General features: G+C 66.6%; 12 protein-coding genes, 1 tRNA gene and 2 pseudogenes. 14 read left to right on the top strand and 1 reads right to left on the bottom strand.

Features of this window, described 5'->3' with window-relative positions; genetic code table 11:
* The 6 genes and pseudogenes from D7Y11_RS20950 to D7Y11_RS20975 form a co-directional block, all read left to right on the top strand.
* Positions 1 to 761 (top strand): annotated as a pseudogene (locus D7Y11_RS20950) (N-acetylmuramoyl-L-alanine amidase); the annotation flags it as partial.
* Between the two features lie 96 nt (positions 762 to 857).
* Positions 858 to 1871 carry a type I glyceraldehyde-3-phosphate dehydrogenase gene (gene gap / locus D7Y11_RS20955; RefSeq protein WP_120577065.1) on the top strand — a complete coding sequence of 338 codons (1014 nt, stop codon included), beginning with the start codon at positions 858 to 860 and terminating at the stop codon, positions 1869 to 1871.
* Positions 1872 to 1927: 56 nt separating this feature from the next.
* Positions 1928 to 3121, top strand: a complete 1194-nt coding sequence (gene pgk, locus D7Y11_RS20960; protein ID WP_120577066.1) for a phosphoglycerate kinase — start codon at positions 1928 to 1930, stop codon at positions 3119 to 3121.
* A gap of 36 nt (positions 3122 to 3157) precedes the next feature.
* Positions 3158 to 3919, top strand: a complete 762-nt coding sequence (gene tpiA / locus D7Y11_RS20965) for a triose-phosphate isomerase (protein ID WP_120568041.1) — start codon at positions 3158 to 3160, stop codon at positions 3917 to 3919.
* Positions 3920 to 4003: 84 nt separating this feature from the next.
* The gene (gene secG / locus D7Y11_RS20970; protein ID WP_126934593.1) at positions 4004 to 4402 is read left to right on the top strand and encodes a preprotein translocase subunit SecG; all 399 of its coding nucleotides are present in this window, start codon (positions 4004 to 4006) and stop codon (positions 4400 to 4402) included.
* Positions 4403 to 4486: 84 nt separating this feature from the next.
* Positions 4487 to 4568 (top strand) — tRNA-Leu (locus D7Y11_RS20975).
* A gap of 55 nt (positions 4569 to 4623) precedes the next feature.
* Here the strand turns inward: D7Y11_RS20975 and D7Y11_RS20980 are convergent.
* The gene (locus tag D7Y11_RS20980) at positions 4624 to 5160 is read right to left on the bottom strand and encodes a hypothetical protein (protein WP_199753757.1); all 537 of its coding nucleotides are present in this window, start codon (positions 5158 to 5160) and stop codon (positions 4624 to 4626) included.
* Positions 5161 to 5340: 180 nt separating this feature from the next.
* On the opposite strand from D7Y11_RS20980, the gene D7Y11_RS20985 reads away from it, so the two are divergent.
* The 8 genes and pseudogenes from D7Y11_RS20985 (at position 5341) to brxC (ending at position 18217) form a co-directional block, all read left to right on the top strand.
* Positions 5341 to 7113 (top strand): ATP-binding protein, encoded by a 1773-nt coding sequence (locus D7Y11_RS20985; RefSeq protein WP_126934594.1) that lies wholly within the window; start codon positions 5341 to 5343, stop codon positions 7111 to 7113.
* Positions 7114 to 7309: 196 nt separating this feature from the next.
* A pseudogene (locus tag D7Y11_RS44355) lies at positions 7310 to 7500 on the top strand (transposase domain-containing protein); the annotation flags it as partial.
* Positions 7501 to 7765: 265 nt separating this feature from the next.
* Positions 7766 to 9109, top strand: coding sequence for a hypothetical protein (locus tag D7Y11_RS20995; protein WP_126934596.1), 1344 nt, complete (start codon positions 7766 to 7768; stop codon positions 9107 to 9109).
* A complete protein-coding gene (locus D7Y11_RS21000) occupies positions 9099 to 11294 on the top strand; it encodes a hypothetical protein (RefSeq protein WP_126934597.1) in 2196 nt (731 codons plus the stop codon). The genes D7Y11_RS20995 and D7Y11_RS21000 overlap by 11 nt, the downstream gene beginning before the upstream one ends.
* Positions 11291 to 12625, top strand: coding sequence for a hypothetical protein (locus D7Y11_RS21005; protein ID WP_126934598.1), 1335 nt, complete (start codon positions 11291 to 11293; stop codon positions 12623 to 12625). Before D7Y11_RS21000 ends, D7Y11_RS21005 begins: the two co-directional genes overlap by 4 nt.
* Before the next feature lie 759 nt (positions 12626 to 13384).
* Complete coding sequence (locus D7Y11_RS21015) at positions 13385 to 14194, top strand: hypothetical protein (protein ID WP_126934599.1); 810 nt, start codon at positions 13385 to 13387, stop codon at positions 14192 to 14194.
* A gap of 4 nt (positions 14195 to 14198) precedes the next feature.
* A complete protein-coding gene (locus D7Y11_RS21020) occupies positions 14199 to 14762 on the top strand; it encodes a BREX protein BrxB domain-containing protein (RefSeq protein ID WP_126934600.1) in 564 nt (187 codons plus the stop codon).
* Positions 14759 to 18217, top strand: a complete 3459-nt coding sequence (gene brxC / locus D7Y11_RS21025) for a BREX system P-loop protein BrxC (RefSeq protein ID WP_126934601.1) — start codon at positions 14759 to 14761, stop codon at positions 18215 to 18217. The genes D7Y11_RS21020 and brxC overlap by 4 nt, the downstream gene beginning before the upstream one ends.
* The last annotated feature ends 7 nt before the right edge of the window (positions 18218 to 18224 follow it).

The raw sequence follows: 18224 nt of genomic DNA on the forward strand, positions 1-18224 counted from the left end.
GCGCGGGACTGACGCGGACGGAGCAGGACGCCCTGCGCGCGTTCGTCACGGGGGGCGGGCACCTGATGCTGTCGGGCGGACGCACGGTGTCCACGCTCGCGGCGGGTACCGCGGACGACAAGCTGTTCCTCACGGACATCCTCCGGGCGTCCATCGCGGCGGGGGCGCCGGTGGCCCGGGTGCAGGGCTCGGCGGGCGGGCTCCTCGCGGACCTGGCGGCCACGCCGCTGGCGGATGGGACGCTCGGCGCCTATCCGGTGGGGGTGACGGACGTGCTGGCCCCGACGGGCGGCGGCGCGGACGTGCTGCGCTACACCGGCACGTCGCTGGGCGCGGGCGTGCTCTCCGCGGGCACGGCGCCCGCGGGCCAGGTGCTGGTGCTGGGCTTCCCGTTCGAGGGCCTTGCGTCCAATCGTGAGCGGTCGCGGCTGGTGGGCGCGTTCCTGGTGCGTTCAGGACTCGTCACCCAGGCGCCGGCCCTGCCTGACGCGGACGTGACGCCCGCGGTCAGCCCCCGGCCGCTGTCGTCCTGCGTGGCGGTGCGGGAGGTGGATCCGCATCCGCCGGTGGACCCGGGCCCGGGGGACCCGGACCCGCAACCCACGGTCATTCCGGCGCTCCCCAATGACTATTCCCCCAAGGGGGACAGCGGCTGCGGATGCGGGGCCGGCGCGGGAACGGCCTCCGGGCTCTGGCTGTTGGTCGGGGTGATTGTTCAGCTCCGGCGTGCACGCGCGAAAGCGGCCCACGCGAAGCGTTGACTCGGCGGGGGCGCCTGCCTACGGTCGCCCGCCTTCTTTACGAGATTCATGACGGTGGGCCGCGAAGGCCCACTCCTTCAAGGAGACGGAAACACCATGGCCATCAAGCTCGCCATCAACGGCTTCGGTCGTATCGGTCGCTGCATCCTGCGCGCCGCGCTCAGCCGCAAGGAAGACCTCGAGATCGTCGCCATCAACGACCTCGACAAGCCGTCGGCGCTGGCCCACCTGTTCAAGTACGACTCCGTGCACCGCACGTGGCCGGGCGAGGTGTCCCACACGGACAAGGGCATCGTGGTGAACGGCAAGGAGATCGCCGTCACCGCGGAGAAGGACCCCTCCGCGCTGCCCTGGAAGAACATGAACGTGGACGTGGTGATGGAGTGCACCGGCCGCTTCACGGCCCGTGACGCCGCCGCCAAGCACCTGGCCGCGGGCGCCAAGAAGGTCATCATCTCCGCGCCGGCCAAGGGCCCGGACCTGACCATCGCGTACGGCATCAACCAGAACGAGTACGACCCGGCGAAGCACCACATCGTGTCCAACGCCTCGTGCACCACCAACTGCCTGGCGCCCATCGCCAAGGTGCTGGTGGACAACTTCGGCATTGAGAAGGGCCTGATGACGACGGTGCACAGCTACACCAACGACCAGCGCATCCTGGACCTCACCCACGAGGACATGCGCCGCGCCCGCGCCGCCGCGCTCTCCATGATCCCCACCAGCACCGGCGCCGCGAAGGCCATCGGTGAGGTCATCCCGTCCCTCAAGGGCAAGATGCACGGCATCTCCGTCCGCGTCCCCACCCCGAACGTGTCCCTGGTGGACCTGACGGTGAACACCACCAAGAAGGTCACCGCGGAAGAGGTCATCGCCGCGATGAAGGCCGCCGCCAACGGCGCGCTCAAGGGCGTGCTGGAGTTCAGCGACGCGCAGACGGTGTCGGTGGACTACAACGGCAACCCGCACTCGGCCATCTTCGACGCGACCAACTGCTTCGTGATGGGCGACAACATGGTCAAGGTCATGGCCTGGTACGACAACGAGTGGGGCTTCTCCAACCGCATGGTCGACACGGCGAAGTTCCTCGTGTCCAAGGGCGTGGCGTAAAGCCTCCCCGCACCGGCACCCCAGGCTGACCGAGACAGGCACAAGGGACACCCAAGATGATCCGCTACATCGATGACCTGCAGTTGACCGGCAAGCGCGTCTTCATCCGCGTGGACTTCAACGTCCCGCTGGAGGGGCGCCGCATCACCGACGACACCCGCATCCGTGAAGCGCTCCCCACCATCCGGCGCGCGCTGGAGATGGGCGGCAAGGTCATCCTGGCGTCCCACCTCGGTCGGCCCAAGGGCGCGGACCCCAAGCTGTCCACGGTGCTCGTCGCGGAGAAGCTGGCGGAGCTGCTGGGCGGCAAGCACGAGGTCATCCACGCGGACGACTGCGTGGGTGACAACGTGAAGAAGCAGGTGAATGACCTGAAGGCGGGGCAGGTGCTCCTGCTGGAGAACCTGCGCTTCCACAAGGAGGAGGAGGCGAACGACGAGGCCTTCTCGCGCGAGCTGGCGGCGCTGGCGGACGTCTACGTCAACGACGCGTTCGGCACGGCGCACCGCGCGCACGCGTCCACGGCCGGCATGGTGCCCTTCGTGAAGGAGAAGGCCGCCGGCCTCCTGATGCGCAAGGAGATCGAGTACCTGGGCGACAAGGTCCTGCGCAATCCGCAGAAGCCCTTCGTGGCCATCCTGGGCGGCTCCAAGGTGAGCGACAAGATCAAGGTCATCGAGAGCCTGCTGCCCAAGGTGGATGCGCTGCTCGTGGGTGGCGCCATGGCGTACACCTTCCTGAAGGCGCAGGGCATCGAAGTGGGCAAGAGCCGGGTGGAGGAGGGCGACAAGCTGGCGCTGGCGGCGAAGCTGCTGGACACGGCCAAGCGCCTGAAGACGCCGCTGGTGCTGCCCATCGACCACATCGTCTGCGCGGACATCGACGGCAAGGGCCCGGTGAAGGAGACGCCGGATCAGGTGGTGCCGGCGGACATGATCGGCCTGGACATCGGTCCCAAGACGCGCGCGATGTACACGCAGCGCATCCGCGACGCGAAGACGGTGATCTGGAACGGGCCCATGGGCCGCTTCGAGGTCGACAAGTTCGCGGAGGGCACGCGCTCGGTGGCCGCGGCGATGTCCATCAACAAGGACGCCGTCACGGTGATTGGCGGCGGCGACAGCGCGGCGGCGGTGGAGCAGATGGGCTACGCGGACAAGATGAGCCACGTGTCCACGGGTGGTGGCGCGTCGCTGGAGTTCCTGGAGGGCCAGCCGCTGCCTGGCATCAAGGCGCTGGAGACGAAGTAGGGCACCCACGCGGTACGCACCGGGGGAGACACCTCGATGGCTCGTCGGAAGATCGTCGCTGGCAACTGGAAGATGAACAAGACGGTGCCGGAAGCGCTCGCGCTGGTGCGGGAGCTTCGCGGCGCGGTGGCGGCAATGGGCGACAAGGTAGAGGTGGCCATCGCGCCCCCGTTCGTCGCGTTGCAGCCCCTGCACGTCGCGCTGGAGGGGGCACCCCTGCAGCTGGCGGCGCAGAACTGCCACTGGGAGTCCTCGGGCGCCTTCACGGGCGAAATCAGCGCGCCGATGCTGGCGGAGCTGGGGTGCGCCTACGTCATCGTGGGGCACTCGGAGCGCCGGCAGTTCTTCGGTGAGACGGACGCCACGGTGAACAAGCGGGCGAAGGCGGTGAAGGCCGCCGGGATGACGCCCATCGTCTGCGTGGGAGAGACGCTGGCCGAGCGCGAGTCGAACCAGACGCTCACGGTGGTGGAGCGCCAGGTGCGGGGCGCGCTGGAGGGCTTCTCCGGGGCGGACGTGGCGACGTTCGTGATGGCGTACGAGCCGGTGTGGGCGATTGGGACGGGCCGGACGGCGACGACGGCGCAGGCGCAGGAGGTCCACGCGGCCATCCGGGGCCTGCTGACCCGGATGTACGACGAGGGGACGGCCGAGCGGGTCCGCATCCAGTACGGCGGCAGCGTGAAGCCGGACAACGCGGCGGAATTGCTGGGTCAGCCGGACGTGGACGGGGCGCTCGTGGGGGGAGCGAGCCTCAAGGCGGCGGACTTCGTGGCCATCGTGAAGGCGGCTGGCTGAAGCCGTTATCCCCGTTAGAAGTTGTCACCCGTTGACCACTTTGTGTAGGTTGCGCCCTCTTTTCACGGAGCGTTTGGACCACCCATGCTGACCTTCTTCACGATCGTGCACGTCCTGCTCTGCGTGTTCATGATCTTCGTCATCTTGTTGCAGCCGGGGAAGGACGCCGGCATGGGTTCCGCCCTCGGTGGCGGTGCCGCGACGAGCGCCTTCGGTGGGCGCGGCGCGGTGACCTTCTTGAGCAAGCTGACGGGCGTCTGCGCCGGCTTGTTCTTCCTGACCTCGCTGGGCCTGTCGTTCGTGGGCCTGCGCGGTTCGGTGGCCGCGGGTTCGGTGGCGACGCCGCCGGCGAAGACGGCCCCGGCGACCCCGGGAGCCACGCCGCCGGCTCCGGCGGCGCCTGGAGCGGTGGAGCAGGAGCGTTCCGCGACGCCGCCGGCGGAGGGCCAGCAGGCTCCCGCGCCGACGACGCCCGCGCCGTAGTCGTCAGGAAGCATCGGATTCACGCGACCGTTGAATTGGTTGTTGCGTGAATCCACGGGGTCCGGTAGATGGACCCCGCCGAACGCCCAGGTGGTGGAACTGGTAGACACACCATCTTGAGGGGGTGGCGCCGAAAGGTGTGCGGGTTCGAATCCCGCCCTGGGCACTCCGAACAAGAGCCTCCGAGTCGAAAGACTCGGGGGCTTTTGTCGTTTTAGGGCTCAGCGCTCGACGTCAGGCGTGCTGATTGGCCGGCGCTGGTGCTGTTCCTGGTGCCCCGGGAACATGGAGACGAAGAACTCCGACCAGCCGCCCATGCGCACCCGGAGCACGTCGTACTTCTCCGGGTCCTTCGACGCGTGCGCGAAGGTCTCAGGGGTGGCGCAGGTGATGGTCAGGATGTTCGAGCCCTGGCCCTGGGCGAACGCGTGCAGCACGCGCTCCAGCGAGCCCACGGGGAAGTCCTCGCGGATGTTGAAGTCCGTGGGCGCTCCGCTCGTGAAGCCCTCGGCTCCCGCGCCGGTGTAGCCAGACAGCGCTCGCACGAAGCCTTCCTCCTGATGATCCACCGGCTGATCCGCGATGCTCGGCGACGGGCTCAGGTCCGAGGCCAGCGTCTCCCCGAGCCGCCGTCCATCCGCGGAGGCGCCGCAGGTCGCGCCGAACTCCAGGTAGTTCTCGAAGGTGCCCGCGCCTGGTTGGATCTGGAACCCGCTGAACGGCTTCTCCGGCGTCCCGAACTTCTTCGCCAGGTCCACCCTCTTCTGGGAGGTGGTTTCGGCGGGATCAGGTGGTCACCAATGACTGCACGCGATTCGAAGCACTCGGCGCGAGCGGCACACCAGTCATGAATGCTCGTAGCCTGAAAATTCCTAACGCAATGGCCTGCGCTCTAAACTGGCTGCCCACTCCTTTTTAGTCCTGGCTGATGAGCCCATATGGCGAAAGTCGCTCGCTTCCTGGTTGATCCCCGGCTGGCAGTGTTGCTTGGCGAGAGCTATCGCTCGTCAGAGCAGGCTCTCAAGGAGTTGATCGACAACGCGTGGGATGCCGACGCAACGCGCGTGGAGGTGACGCTCCCCCAAATGGGTCTCACTGGAGCGCCAATTGTCATCGACGACGATGGGGTTGGCATGAGCGAGAAGGAGCTCCGCACTGAGTACCTTAAAGTTGCGAGCGACCGCCGGAGCAGAAGAGGGGAAGTGTCTCAACGCTTCAGGCGTCCCATCAAGGGACGTAAGGGAGTCGGCAAGTTCGCGGGGTTGATGGCAGCAACCTCAATGGTTCTCACGACGCGGTCGGGCGCGAAGCGGTCAGAGCTTCGGATCCGGAAAGAGGACCTTGGTGACTCCAGGCATGATCTCGAAACCATCGACCTACCGCTCCATACCTCTGAATGCGGTCCGGACGAGCATGGAACATCCATTACTCTTTCCGATCTCAACCAAGCATTCGCGTTTCCCAGTGCCGAACGACTCCGAGAACTGCTCGTCCTCGAATACGGACGCGAAGCGGGCTTCGAAGTTCGTGTGAATGGGGAGCCGCTTGCAGTCGAGGACGTTCCCGGAGAGACATTCACGCAGAGTGTGGACCTTCCGGCCCTGGGGAAAGTTCGGCTTCAGTTCACCATTGCAGATGGAAAGAAGCCCCTGAGAGCCAAGCACTCCGGGGTGGCGATTCGTGTAAATGGGAAGGTGGTTGGTCGGCCTGTGCACTTCGGTCTTGAGGAAGACGAAGAGATTCCGCCAAAACTCCTCAATCGAATCTATGGGGAGGTACATGCTGACGGCTTGTCCGAAGATGTGACAGTGGATTGGGGTGCAGTCATAGAAAACAGCACCCGATTTCGCGAACTTCAGTTCTGGGTGAAAGACCGATTAAAGGAACGAGTTCGGAAGACATTCTCCAGCGAGGTGAATCTAGCGAAAGCACGTCGTCAGGCTGAGCTGAACCGGCGCCTCGCCGGACTGCCGGAGCACAGAAAGCGGCTCGCCCAGGTCGCGGTCGAGCGCGCGCTGAGCAAGTTCTACGGCGAGACGGAAGAGCGCAAGGACACGGTCATCAACGTTATGCTCGACGCATTTGAGCGCGATGAGTACTGGGTGGTTGTGCAAGCTATTGAGGGGGCTAGGCATTCCGGCGTCGCAATATTTGCGGAAGCATTGGCTGATTTTGGCTTGGTAGACATGGCGCTAATGGTGCAGCAGGCCAATCGACGGCTGGAGGTGCTCGAACGACTCGATGAGTTGGTCGCTAATCCCGAAACACTTGAAAAGCAAATGCACCAAGTCATTGAGCGCAACTTGTGGGTGCTCGGTTCGGACTACGCACTGCTCGCTTCAAATCGAACGCTCGCATCAATCGTGGAGCGGTGGGCCGGGCGTGAATTTCCGGGAGATCGAGCCACACGTCGTCCGGACCTGCTCTTGTGCGAGGATGTGCGGCTGCGGCATGTGGTCATCGAATTCAAGCGCCCGTCTCACAGCATTACTCGTGATGACGAGAATCAAGCAGTGAAATATTCCGATGATCTACGCCATGCCTTCGAAAATATTGAGATCTTGGTTATTGGCGGACGACGGGATTCGTCCGTGGATCCTCGCCGTACCACGGATGGGCTACGCGTCATGTCGTATTCAGCCCTTGTTAGTACTGCTCGAACTCAGTTGAGATGGCTTGTTGAACAGCTCGCGCCGAGTGCGAAAGATTAAAAGTCCTCTGGAAATTGGTAGCCGTCTGGCCAACGATGTGCCGTGATGGGTTGTCGGCGTCGCGGATTGTCTGGGTACATCAAAGCCAGACTGGGCGCGCGTCGCGGAAGCCGTCGATGTCAGCGGGCAGAAGCAGCGGGAGTTCGCGTTGGCGCGGGGCGCGCGACTGAGCACGTTGCAGTTGTTGGAGTGCAAAGCGGCGCTGGGCCGTAAGAACTTCCTCTTCGGCGTCCACGAAGCCGCGGTGGCAATCCTCGCGGCCTCTACGCCCTGGTGGCCACCTGCGAGGCCAACGGCGTCAATCCCGAGACGTACCTCGCGGATGTCCTGCTGCGTGTGCAGGCGCACCCCAACTCGCGCATCGGTAGCCTGCTACCCCACGAATAGACGCGGCGCCCTGCCGCCGACCCGCCCGATTCGCCCCTCCAGCCCAGTCACTGCACAGCTCGCCCCTCGCGGCGCTCGCCGAACACGGTCTTCCTCCGTCATCAATCCTTCCGGCACGCTACTGGCCGGACGGCTGCCGCTGGCCCGACGCGGCCGGCGCCTCTTCCCCTTCCCCTGAGCCGCGACGCACAGTCGGCCCGTGCCGGGCTGAACGTCAGACGTGTGTCCTTTGCTCCCTCGCTGGGCCCATTCCTGGGAGGCGTGGATGCGGATGACGCGAAGTTGGGCCGTCTGGCTGTGGTTGTTGTCGCCGGTTGCCGCATGGGCCGAGGACGTCCCAGAGGTGCAGCCCGTGGATGAGGAACGGCGCCCGCTGGATGATGCCTGGCGCTCGCTGCTGCGGCTCGACGTGACGACGCTGGCCCTGCTACCGCGCGCGGGCGTCGGCATGGACGCGGGCTTCGTCCAGGTGGAGCCCACCCTCGTATTCGAGCGCGGCGAGGAGTTCGGCCTCAACCTGGGCGCCCCGGTGCGGTTGCGGCTGTGGGGTGGAGGGGAAGGCGCGGGCCCCGTGCGTCGGGAGGACTGGGACAGCCTGTCGGACTTCGGGCAGGTGGTGCGCGGCCTCAAGCTGGGCTCGGACAGCGCGCCCCTGGCCGTCTGGTTTGGCGCGCTGGAGGACTACAGCCTGCTGTCCGCGCACCTCGTGCGGCGCTACTCCAACCGCCTCAACCCCGACTACCACCCGGCGGGAGGACTCCTCACCGGGACGCTGGGCCCCCTCTACACGGAGGCCTTCGTTTCGGACGTGCTGGGGGCGCGCCTCATGGGCGCCGAGTTCTCCCTGGACGTGGAGCACGTCCTCTTCGGCCCGCCGAGAGAGCATGCGCGCTACACGCTGGCGCTGTCGGCGGTGCACGACTGGGGACGGGCCGGTGGCCGCGCGCCCTCGCTGACGCTGGCGCACCTGGACGCCATGGCCGTGGTGGTGGTGCGGCCCACCTATGAAGTGCATCTGTCGGCGGGCTGGGGCGGGCAACCTGGTGAAGGCGACTCCTGGGGCGCGGTGGTGGGCGTGGGCGCGGACGCCATGTCGCCCACGCTGCGGATGCGGCTCCGCCTGGAGGTGCGCCGGCAGCACGGCGGCTTCCGGCAGGGCGCCTTCGGCCCGGACTACGAGTTGGCGCGCTTCCAGGTCGCGGGCCCGGCCTCCGTGCCGCTGGCGGAGGCGTCCTTCCCGGAGGGGGCTTCCGCCTACGGTGAGGTGATTCTCAACTGGGACGCGGTGCGCCTGAGTGGCATGCGCCAGCGACACCTCTTCCTCTCCCTGGGAGTGGAGGCCTTCTCCTGGGGCCGGGTGGACGTGGACGGGCGGGTGGAGGTGCAACTCTTCCACCGCAACCTCACCGTGGGCGTCGGCGGACTGGCGACGGCCATGGCCCAACCAGGGGCGCGCTACGTCGTCTCGGGAGAGGCCCGGTGGCGCTTCCTGGGGGGCAACCTCTACGCGCTGGGGCAGGGCGGCACGCTGCTGTTTCCCACGCCGGAGATGACGCTGCGGCCGGGAGCCTTCGCGGCCGTGGGGCTGGGGGTGGACAATGCGCGCTGAGCGACTGCCGTGCGGCGTGGTGGGCCTGGTGCTGTCCCTCGTACTGCTGACGTCGGGGTGTGCCTCGCTGCCCTCACGGGCGGGGCCTGGAGGCACCCTGTCTGCCGTCTCGGGCGCGACGCCCCTGGTGGCGTTGGGGCGCGGTGCTGTCGCGAGTCTCCCCGAGGACGATGCGCTTGAGCACTTCGACGCGGAGTCCGCGGACGGACCGCTTCTGCACCGCCGCCGGGCCACGCCGTCTCCCCAGAATCCCGGCGGAGGAGAAACGGAGCCCCTGCGTGTTGTGGGGGCCCTGGCAGGTGTGTGCGGGGACGTCCCCTCGGGCTGGCCGCACCTGGACTCGGAGGACGAGGTGCTGGAGCCCTTCCTGGCGTGCACCACGCCTGCGGCCTTCCTGGCCTTGCAGCGCCAGGCGGACATGCCCCGGCTGGTAGAGGCCCTCTCGGACTGGAACGCCGTCCGGCTGGGCGCCCTGGGCCCCCTGGAGGCCGAGGCCGCCCGCGTCCTCCTCAAGAAACGCGCGGCCTTCCTCTCCACCGCCGTCGAGAAGCACGGCCCGGCCAAGGCAGAAGTCCTCGCCCTCTTCGTCCTGCACACCTCTCACGACGACGAGGTGCGGCAGCTCTTGCGCCTGCTGGCCGAGGACAAGCTGCTCAAGCGCGCCCTGGGGGCCATGGAGGTGGTGCGCGAGGAGCTGAAGCAGCGGGGCATGTCCCTCGCTGACTTCCCGGAGCGGAGCTTCCGCGGCGGCGACATCGCGCGCGGGCTGGGACGGGCCGCCGATGACGTCGCGGCCTCCATTCCCCTCGTCGGAGGAAGCCGGAGCGTGGATGCGTCCGCGCTGCCCGCGCAGCTCCCACCGCCCTACCAGGAAGCGTACCGGGAGGTGGAGAACGCCCAGTTCCTGGGGGCCTTCGCGCCAGGCAACGTGGCCCTGGCGTCCTTTGACTCCCTCACCTTCGGCATACCGCTGGGCTTCTACCACCTAGCGGCAGGGACGGCGCAGGGCGGGGCTTCCCTTGCCAAGGGCGAGTACGAGGAGGCCACGCGGCAGTTGGCGCCCGCGGCCCTCATGGTGGGCCTGTATGCGGGAGGGAAGGGGGCGCGCGCGCTTCGTGAAGCAGGCGTCTCCCGGCTGGAGCGCGCTCGCCTTCAGGCGGTGGTGCCCCGCGTGGAGTCGCTGAAGGCGGTGTTGGAGAGGTTGGAATCGCGAGTCGGAGAGAGCGTTGTGGGGGAGCTGGCTAGCTACCTTCAGCAGGACCGGGACGCAGCGATTCTGGTGGCGGAGTGGGGTGAAGCCGGCGCGCTAGCTCTTCACGAGGCGCGAGGCAACGTTGCCCAGGCACAGGCCACATTGGCGGTGCGGTACCGAGAGCCCTCGAGCGCTGCTTCCACCGGCGGGGGCTCTGGGAGAAGGGGCGGTACCCGGCTCTCCGTACCTCCCGAGGCGGCCGGACTCCCGGTCGAGGTGGCAGAGGCGAAGTTCAAGCAGTTGGAGGCGGAGTTCCCAGGAGAGCGCCTGTCGATGAACGTGGCGGAGCTGACGAGGCACCGCGAGTCTCTGCAGAAGGCGGCTCCTGCCGAGGTTACTGCGCAGCCACTCTGGGCCGACTACGTGGCGTACCTTGAGACGCGTGCCGCGGAACTCACGCAGGGGATCGCGGAGAAGGGGCCGCTGAAGTGGGCTGGCTACCAGTTCCTTCGTGACAGGTACGCACGGGGCCTGGCCTTCGAGCGGAAGATGGTCGCCATCCTGGAGGCGGACGCGGCCCTGCCGCGGGCGAAGCGGAAGTGGCTCAAGGACTTCGACCAGCCGCGCATCGTGACGCATGTAGGGGTGGCGAAGGCGGACCTGCGCTTCGCGGACGTGCTCGTCATAGAGGAGGGCCCCGCTGCTGGCTCGCAGCCCCGTGTGGAGACGTTCAGCTTCAAGAGTCGGGACCTCTCGTTGTTGAAGGAGGATGCTTTGGCGGCGCAGATGGTCGAGGACGCGGGCAATGCCCTACGGTATTACGGTGGGGAGTTGAAGATTGTGCGGAAGAAGATTCGGCAGGAGGCGCAGGTCCAGCGGGTCCGCCTTGTATATGAGGGAGGTGAACTCAAGCCCGCGAACTCCAAGAGCCTGGCGAATGCGCTGCGCGAAGTTCGGGATGAAGTCAACGAAGTGGAGGTGCTGATTCAATGAAGGCGCTGGACTTTCACGACTTCAATCCAGAGGACCGTTTCGAGTTCTCATTTTGTGGAGCCTTCAACTACCAAGCGGAGTACCAGGAAGAGCTTGAGCCATTGCTGGAGGCGCTAGAGTTACACGCTGACGGCTGGATGCCAGACGTTGCTAGCGGTAAGCGCCAACGCAAGTACACTAGAGCTGCGGTCTGGAATGCACTGGCGGAGAAGCGTGGAGAGAAGAGCGCGAGTATTGGGCTCTATCGCACGGAGTGGCCGCCAGTCGACATGACGCTTAGGTTGAGCTTCCCACCACGCACGCCATGTCTGCGCGTTTCGCTTGGCGTGCAGCCCTTATCCATGTTTTCAGAGGTCAACCGATGTCGAGCTTTCACTGAGATGGTGCGCGCGTGGGCCTTGCGCTACCCTGTTTCATACGCTTCAGCCCACAGCATGGCTGATGATGAGTTGGCCGGTGCTCCTTACTACGGACGTGACGAGGAGAGTTCACTCAGAGACGGGTTCGACAAGGTCTACGAGTTGTCCTGGCTCAATGTCTTCGGTCCGAAGCTGGTGGATACGGTAGGCCGCGAGCGGATGCTCTCTACTCCTGCGCACCGTGTGGAGGAGCTTCCCAATGGTTCCGTCCTCTTGGTGCTGCGGCCTGCCGCTGCGGATTTCGCGAGCGACGAAGCGCGAGTGGCTCAGGCCCGTGCCCACGTCCACCTTAGGCCCGACCTCGATTGCGACACGGTTCTGCGCACGTTGAGAGAGCGCAGTGCTGCGCTCGCACCCGTGGAGCCCAACTTCCACCCAGAATTGGCGTCGCTTCTTTCTCGAGTGGTGGACAGGGCCTCAATACACGAGCGGCAGCGGAAGATTGCCGAACTCAACGCCTTCCGACCGCCCGAGCCGGAGGAGTGGTTGCCGGTTCCCCTCCCCTCGGACGTGCAGAGTCCCGAGCTCGTCCAGAGCTACTACGGAGACCTGTCCGAGAGCCTCGTGGCGGCGCTGCACACCAAGGTGCCCTCCATCATGGAGGAGACGCCGGAGTCCCTCACGGACCTGGACTTCTACTTCTGGAGGGAGAACTTCCCCGAGAGGTACAAGCGAGAGCTCATCGACGAGCACACCGCACCAACTCTAGGGGCCTTCCTGGGCAGCATGTTGGTACGGCGGCTGGGCGGGACATGGGTGCCGCGGCTGAAGCTGGAGGAGTCTCAGGTGCGCGTCGGAAAGCGCGTCTGGCTGCCCTTCCTCCGGGCCCGCAGGTACATGCAGTCCCGCCAGTCGCTGTTGGAGTACTCGCTCACCCAGTTTTTCCATGAGGCGGAGCGGTACCGGCCCTGAAAGGACGGTCTGCCCGCCTGTGCGCAAGTCGTGATGGCTGGCGCATGTGGCGTAGCGGTGGCGCTTGAGCGGGAAGGCCGACGCCTGCGAGGTCGAGTTAGCGAACCTTGGTGTTGCCACCTGCACGGGGGATGCGACCTGCTCGGCGTCGAGAGTGCGACGGGCCCATGAAGATGGGCACGACGTTGCCTAGCGACTGGCTTCTCTCTGCATCTCTGTTCCAGCGCAGGGCTGAGCGTCATTCCTGCCGACATACGAATGCTACCGAGGCTCAGGCCCGTGCAGCACCCTGCTAGAGGCACTCAGTAGCGCGCCTTTGCGCGCTACCTGCAGGGGGCCGTCAACCCGAGGCATATCGTCACTGATTGGGCCACTGTGGTGCGCAAACTGGGGCTCATGTGGGCACGGGCGACCCAGATTCTCGGTCTCTGCTCATGCTGGCGCCCGACCTCCAAGACGCCGTTCTATCGATCGAGGCCGTCGACGGCGCCGAGCCTCTGGCCGAGCGGCCCCTCCGGGCGGTTGCCCATACGCGCACGTGGGCAGAGCGGCGGGCGGTGTGGGCGAAGTGACCGCTCCTTCGCACGCGATCGACTCTTAAACCCTCATGAACTCAGGCGTGTTTCGCTTGCTATGACGCGGTGCATTATGTCTTGTCCAGTCTCGCCGGCAAGTTTGCCGGCGAGTTTGGAGACTGTCTTGACATCAGAACATTGCTCTGTCAGCTTAGGTGCCGGCAAGTTTGCCGGCGGATTCACCATGTCCCTTGCAGAGGTCAAAGCGATCGAGTTCTTCCCACCCGCAGGGCCGCCTGCGGGAGCGGCGAAGCTCGGCTTCCGCTTCGGCGACAAGGGCACCCACTCAAGCCGGACCCTCATGCTCACCGAGCTTGAGGCCGTCCTTGCTGCTGCTCTGGGCGCCGCCGACCGCGCGGCCTACGCGGCGGCCATCATCGAGGGCAATTGCCTCGAAAAGCCCACGGCTTCGACCCGCCGGCTCTCGAATCAGCGCCTCGGCGAACTCTACGCGCTTGACCCGTTCGTCGTCGTCTTCCGCGTACTGCGTGGGCTCTGGGATGTCGACCCCAAGGCGCGCCCGCTCCTCGCCATGCTCGCCGCGCTTGCGCGCGATCCGCTCTTTATGGCGTCGGCGGCGCCCGTGCTCTCGCAGCCAGTGGGCATCGAGATCCAGCGAGCTCCGATCCGCGAGGCGCTCCGGAAGCTGGTCGGCGAGCGCCTGAACGACGGCACGCTCGACAAGGTCGTGCGCAACGTTTCCAGCTCGTGGACCCAGACCGGCCACCTCACCGGTCGCACGTTCAAGCACCGCCAGCGCGTAAGCGCGCCGCCCACGGCCGTCGCGTTCGCACTGTGGCTCGGCAACGCCGTCGGATTCCGTGGCGAGGAGCTGCTCACGACCGGCTGGATCGCGGCGCTCGACTGCACTGCGACCTCGGCGCGCACGCTCGCGCTCGACGCGAAGCGCATCGGGCTCATCGACCTGCGCACTGCCGGCGACGTCGTCGAGTTCGGACTCGACCGACTAGACCCTGGACTCGGGAGGAAGTGACTGCATGGCGCGACTCGAAGACCTCGCAGATCTGTACGGTCAGCACATCACGACACCATGGCAGCGCACCGTCGCCGGGGCACAGCGCGTGATCATGGTGGCCTACGACAAGGAGCTTGAGCGGGTTCTCCGAGCGCGCAAGGGCGAGTTCGAGACACGCACCAAGGCGGCCGGGCACGACTGGCACGAGGTCGACCTCACCACCGCGTTCGCGACATGGCTCGCATCCGACGAGTATCGCGACGCCTACTTCGAGTCGCCTGACGACCTGCAGTTGAAGCTGAAGGACGAGTTCCCCGAGTACGCCGCGGAGAAGATCCAGGCGGTGCTCACGGCGCCCGACGTTTCTGAGGCCTCTGTCGTCGCCGTGTTCGGCGCGGGCTCGCTCTACGGCTTCACGCACGTCTCCGAGGTGCTGAAACGGGTCGAGCGCGACGTTCGCGGTCGCCTCGTCGTGTTCTTCCCGGGCACGCTCGAGCAGAACAACTACCGGCTGCTCGATGCGCGCGACGGCTGGAATTACATGGCGGTCCCGATCTCCATCCACAGCGCCGGCGGTGCAGCATGAAAATCAAAGACGTCCTTCAGCGAGACCCTTCCACCCACCCGCTGGTCAACCAGGGGCAGGCCCGCATCGCCGACAAGTCGAACGAGAAGGTGTTCGAGGAGCTGCGTGGCGAACTCTCGACGTTCGTGTGCGAGGGTCAGTACGCCGACGGCATCCAGCGCATCCTGTCGTCTTTTCTCGCGAACCTCGCGCAGACGAGCCAGAAGGCCGCGTGGGTCAGCGGCTTCTTCGGCAGCGGTAAGTCACACCTGCTGAAGATGGCCTGCCACCTCTGGCAGGACACCAAGTTCCCCGACGGCGCCACGGCGCGCAGCCTCGTACCGTCGATGCCCGACGAGCTGCGCAGTCTCCTCCGTGAGCTCGACACAGCGGGCAAGCGCGCAGGCGGGCTGCTGGCAGCGGCCGGCGCTCTCCCGAGCGGAACCACGGATCACGTTCGCCTGACGATCCTCGCTGTGCTCCTGCGCGGCGTTGGCCTGCCGGATCAGTTCCCGCAGGCGCAGTTCTGCCTGTGGCTCCACGACCAGGGCTGGTTTGACAAGGTGAAGGGCGCGGTCGAAGGTGCCGGCAAGCAGTGGCAGTCCGAGCTCAACAACCTCTACGTCAGCAAGCACATCGCCAACGCGCTGTTGGCGTGTGACCCAGGCTTCGCATCGACGGAGGCTGAAGCGCGCAACACGCTGAAGGCGCAGTTCCCTCCGCGCAACACCGACGTCACGACGGAGGAGTTTCTCACGGCCATCAAGCGCGTGCTGAAACTCGTCGGACGCGACGGCCGCACGCCCTTGACGCTCCTCGTGCTCGACGAGGTCCAGCAGTACATCGGCGACTCCAACGACCGCTCGACGCTCGTCACCGAGGTCACCGAGGCGCTGTCGAAGCAACTCGACAGCCGCGTAATCGTCGTCGCGTCGGGCCAGAGCGCGCTGACGCAGGTTCGCCTGCTGCACAAGCTGATGCACCGCTACCAGATCAGCGTCCAGCTCTCGGACCAAGACGTTGAAACGGTCGTCCGCAAGGTGCTCTTGCAGAAGAAGGCTGCGTCGATCTCAACCGTGAAGGACTTCCTGGAGAAGCACGGCGGCGAGGTCTCGCGCCAGCTCCAGGGCACGCGCATCGGCGAGAGCGCGCAGGATCGCGAGGTCATCGTCGACGACTACCCGCTCTTGCCCGTGCGTCGTAGGTTCTGGGAACACTGCTTCCGCGCGGTCGATGCCGCTGGCACGCATAGCCAGCTCCGCTCGCAGTTGCGCATCATCCACGATGCGGTCGCGCGGCTCTGCGATCGCGGCCTTGGCGCCACCGTCCCGGGTGACGAGCTGTTCGAGGCGCTCGCCCCGGAGATGGTCAACACGGGAGTCCTGCTGCGCGAGATCAACGAGCGCATCATCAACCTCTCGAAGGACGGCACGGACAAGGGGAAGCTCGCGCGGCGCATCTGCGGGCTCGTCTTCCTCATCAGCCGGCTGCCGCGCGAGGCGGGCGCGGACATCGGCGTGCGCGCTTCGAAGGAGCACATCGCCGACCTGCTCGTCGACGACCTCCTCGCCGACAACGGCAAGCTGCGCAGCAGCGTCGAGGTCGTCCTGGAGGACCTTGCGTCGAGCGGAGCGCTGATGAAGGTCGGCGACGAGTACCGCTTGCAGACCAAGGAGGGCGCCGAGTGGGACGCCGAGTTCCGCCGCCGCCAGGGCAAGCTCGCGAACGACGACGCTGACATCCAGATCCGTCGTGACCAGCAGATCTACGCCGAGGCCGATCGCGTCATCCGCTCGGTGAAGGTCGTGCAGGGCGCGGCGAAAGAGGCGCGCCAGGTCGTCGTCTCACGCGACCAGACGCCGCCCACGGGCAACGGCGAGAGCGTGCCGCTGTGGATTCGCGATGGCTGGTCGGCAAGCGAGAAGGAGCTGCTCGACGCCGCGCGCGCTGCTGGCACCGACAGCCCCACCGTCTTCGTGTTCCTGCCGCGCCAGGCGGCCGACGAGCTGCGCAAGCTGATCGTCGACGCCGAGGCCGCACAGCAGACCATCGACGCCAAGGGCACGCCCACGACCCGCGAGGGCGAGGAGGCGAAGCACAGCATGGAGAGCCGGCGTAACGCCGCTGTCCGCCAGCGCGACGAGCTCATCAAGCAGATCGTCGCCAACGCGAAGGTGTTCCAAGGCGGTGGCTCCGAGTTGCTCCAGGCGACGATCGAGGAGCGCGTTCGCGAGGCGACCAACTCGGCGCTCGTGCGGCTCTTCCCGCGCTTCAAGGAGGCCGACTCGGCGGCGTGGGAAACGGTCATCAAGCGTGCGAAAGAAGGCGCCGATCAGCCGCTCGCACCTGTCGGTCACACCGTCGCGACAGAGGAACACGCCGTGTGCAAGGCGGTGGTTTCGACCATCGGCGCCGGCAAGCTCGGTGGCGATGTGCGCAAGGTCCTTCGAGCGAGTCCCTACGGCTGGCCGCAGGACGCGATCGATGCTGCCCTCATCGCCCTGCATCGCACGCAGCACATCTCGGCCACGCTGAACGGCACGGTGCTCACGTCCGGGCAGCTAGACCAGAACAAGATCTCGAAGGCCGAGTTCCGCGTCGAGAAGATCACGCTCTCCGTCACCGAGAAGCTCGCGATCCGCAAGGTGTTTCAGGCGCTCGGCGTGAGCTGCAAGGCGGGCGAGGAGTTGATCAAGGCGCCCGTCTTCCTCGACCAGCTCGCCGCCCTCGGTCGCGCGACCGGCGGTGACGCCCCGCTGCCCGCACCGGCCTCGGTCTCTGACATCGAGGACATCCGCGCGCGCGTCGGCAACGACCAACTCGCCGGCATCCGCGACAACGCTGCCACCCTCGAGAAGCACATCGCCGAGTGGTCCAAGACCAAGGCGCTCGTCGATGCACGCCGGCCGACCTGGGAACTCTTCGAGCGGCTCGCGAAGCACGCCCACGGGCTTGCGGCGGCGGCCGACCTGCTGAACCAGGTAGAGGCCGTGCGCTCGCACCGGCTGCTGCTCGAGGCCACGGACCCGGTGGCGCCCCTGCGCTCCGGCCTCGCCGATGCGCTCCGCAAAGCGCTGTTCGAGGCTCACGGCGCCTACGAGACGGCCTTCGGCAAGGGCATGGCGTCGCTCGAATCCAGCACGCTGTGGCCTCGCCTGTCGGAGTCGGATCGCTCGTCGATCCTCGCGAACGCCGGGCTCTCGCCCGCGGCTCAATTGTCGGTGCCGAGCGACGAGTCGCTTGCGTCAGCGCTCGATGCGAAGTCGCTGTCCTCGCGTCACGCCGAGGTCGACGCGATCCCGGGCCGCGTGCAGAAGGCGCTCGAACAGGCTGCCAAGCTGCTCGAGCCGAAGGTGAGGCCAGTGGCCATCGAGCGCTCGACGCTGGCGACCGAGGCCGACGTCGATGCGTGGCTCGAACGCCAAAAAAAAGCCCTCGTCGCCGCCATTAAGGATGGCCCCGTGCTTGTGAGCTGAGGAATCC

It is taken from the genome of Corallococcus sp. AB018, assembly GCF_003986945.1.
Classification (GTDB): Bacteria; Myxococcota; Myxococcia; order Myxococcales; family Myxococcaceae; genus Corallococcus; species Corallococcus exiguus.

What these genes read in the sequence shown, in the direction of transcription:
- gap (WP_120577065.1), top strand. Translation starts at nt 858, where the DNA reads ATGGCCATCAAGCTCGCCATCAACGGCTTCGGTCGTATCGGTCGCTGC.
- pgk (WP_120577066.1), top strand. Translation starts at nt 1,928, where the DNA reads ATGATCCGCTACATCGATGACCTGCAGTTGACCGGCAAGCGCGTCTTC.
- tpiA (WP_120568041.1), top strand. Translation starts at nt 3,158, where the DNA reads ATGGCTCGTCGGAAGATCGTCGCTGGCAACTGGAAGATGAACAAGACG.
- secG (WP_126934593.1), top strand. Translation starts at nt 4,004, where the DNA reads ATGCTGACCTTCTTCACGATCGTGCACGTCCTGCTCTGCGTGTTCATG.
- D7Y11_RS20985 (WP_126934594.1), top strand. Translation starts at nt 5,341, where the DNA reads ATGGCGAAAGTCGCTCGCTTCCTGGTTGATCCCCGGCTGGCAGTGTTG.
- D7Y11_RS20995 (WP_126934596.1), top strand. Translation starts at nt 7,766, where the DNA reads ATGCGGATGACGCGAAGTTGGGCCGTCTGGCTGTGGTTGTTGTCGCCG.
- D7Y11_RS21000 (WP_126934597.1), top strand. Translation starts at nt 9,099, where the DNA reads ATGCGCGCTGAGCGACTGCCGTGCGGCGTGGTGGGCCTGGTGCTGTCC.
- D7Y11_RS21005 (WP_126934598.1), top strand. Translation starts at nt 11,291, where the DNA reads ATGAAGGCGCTGGACTTTCACGACTTCAATCCAGAGGACCGTTTCGAG.
- D7Y11_RS21015 (WP_126934599.1), top strand. Translation starts at nt 13,385, where the DNA reads ATGTCCCTTGCAGAGGTCAAAGCGATCGAGTTCTTCCCACCCGCAGGG.
- D7Y11_RS21020 (WP_126934600.1), top strand. Translation starts at nt 14,199, where the DNA reads ATGGCGCGACTCGAAGACCTCGCAGATCTGTACGGTCAGCACATCACG.
- brxC (WP_126934601.1), top strand. Translation starts at nt 14,759, where the DNA reads ATGAAAATCAAAGACGTCCTTCAGCGAGACCCTTCCACCCACCCGCTG.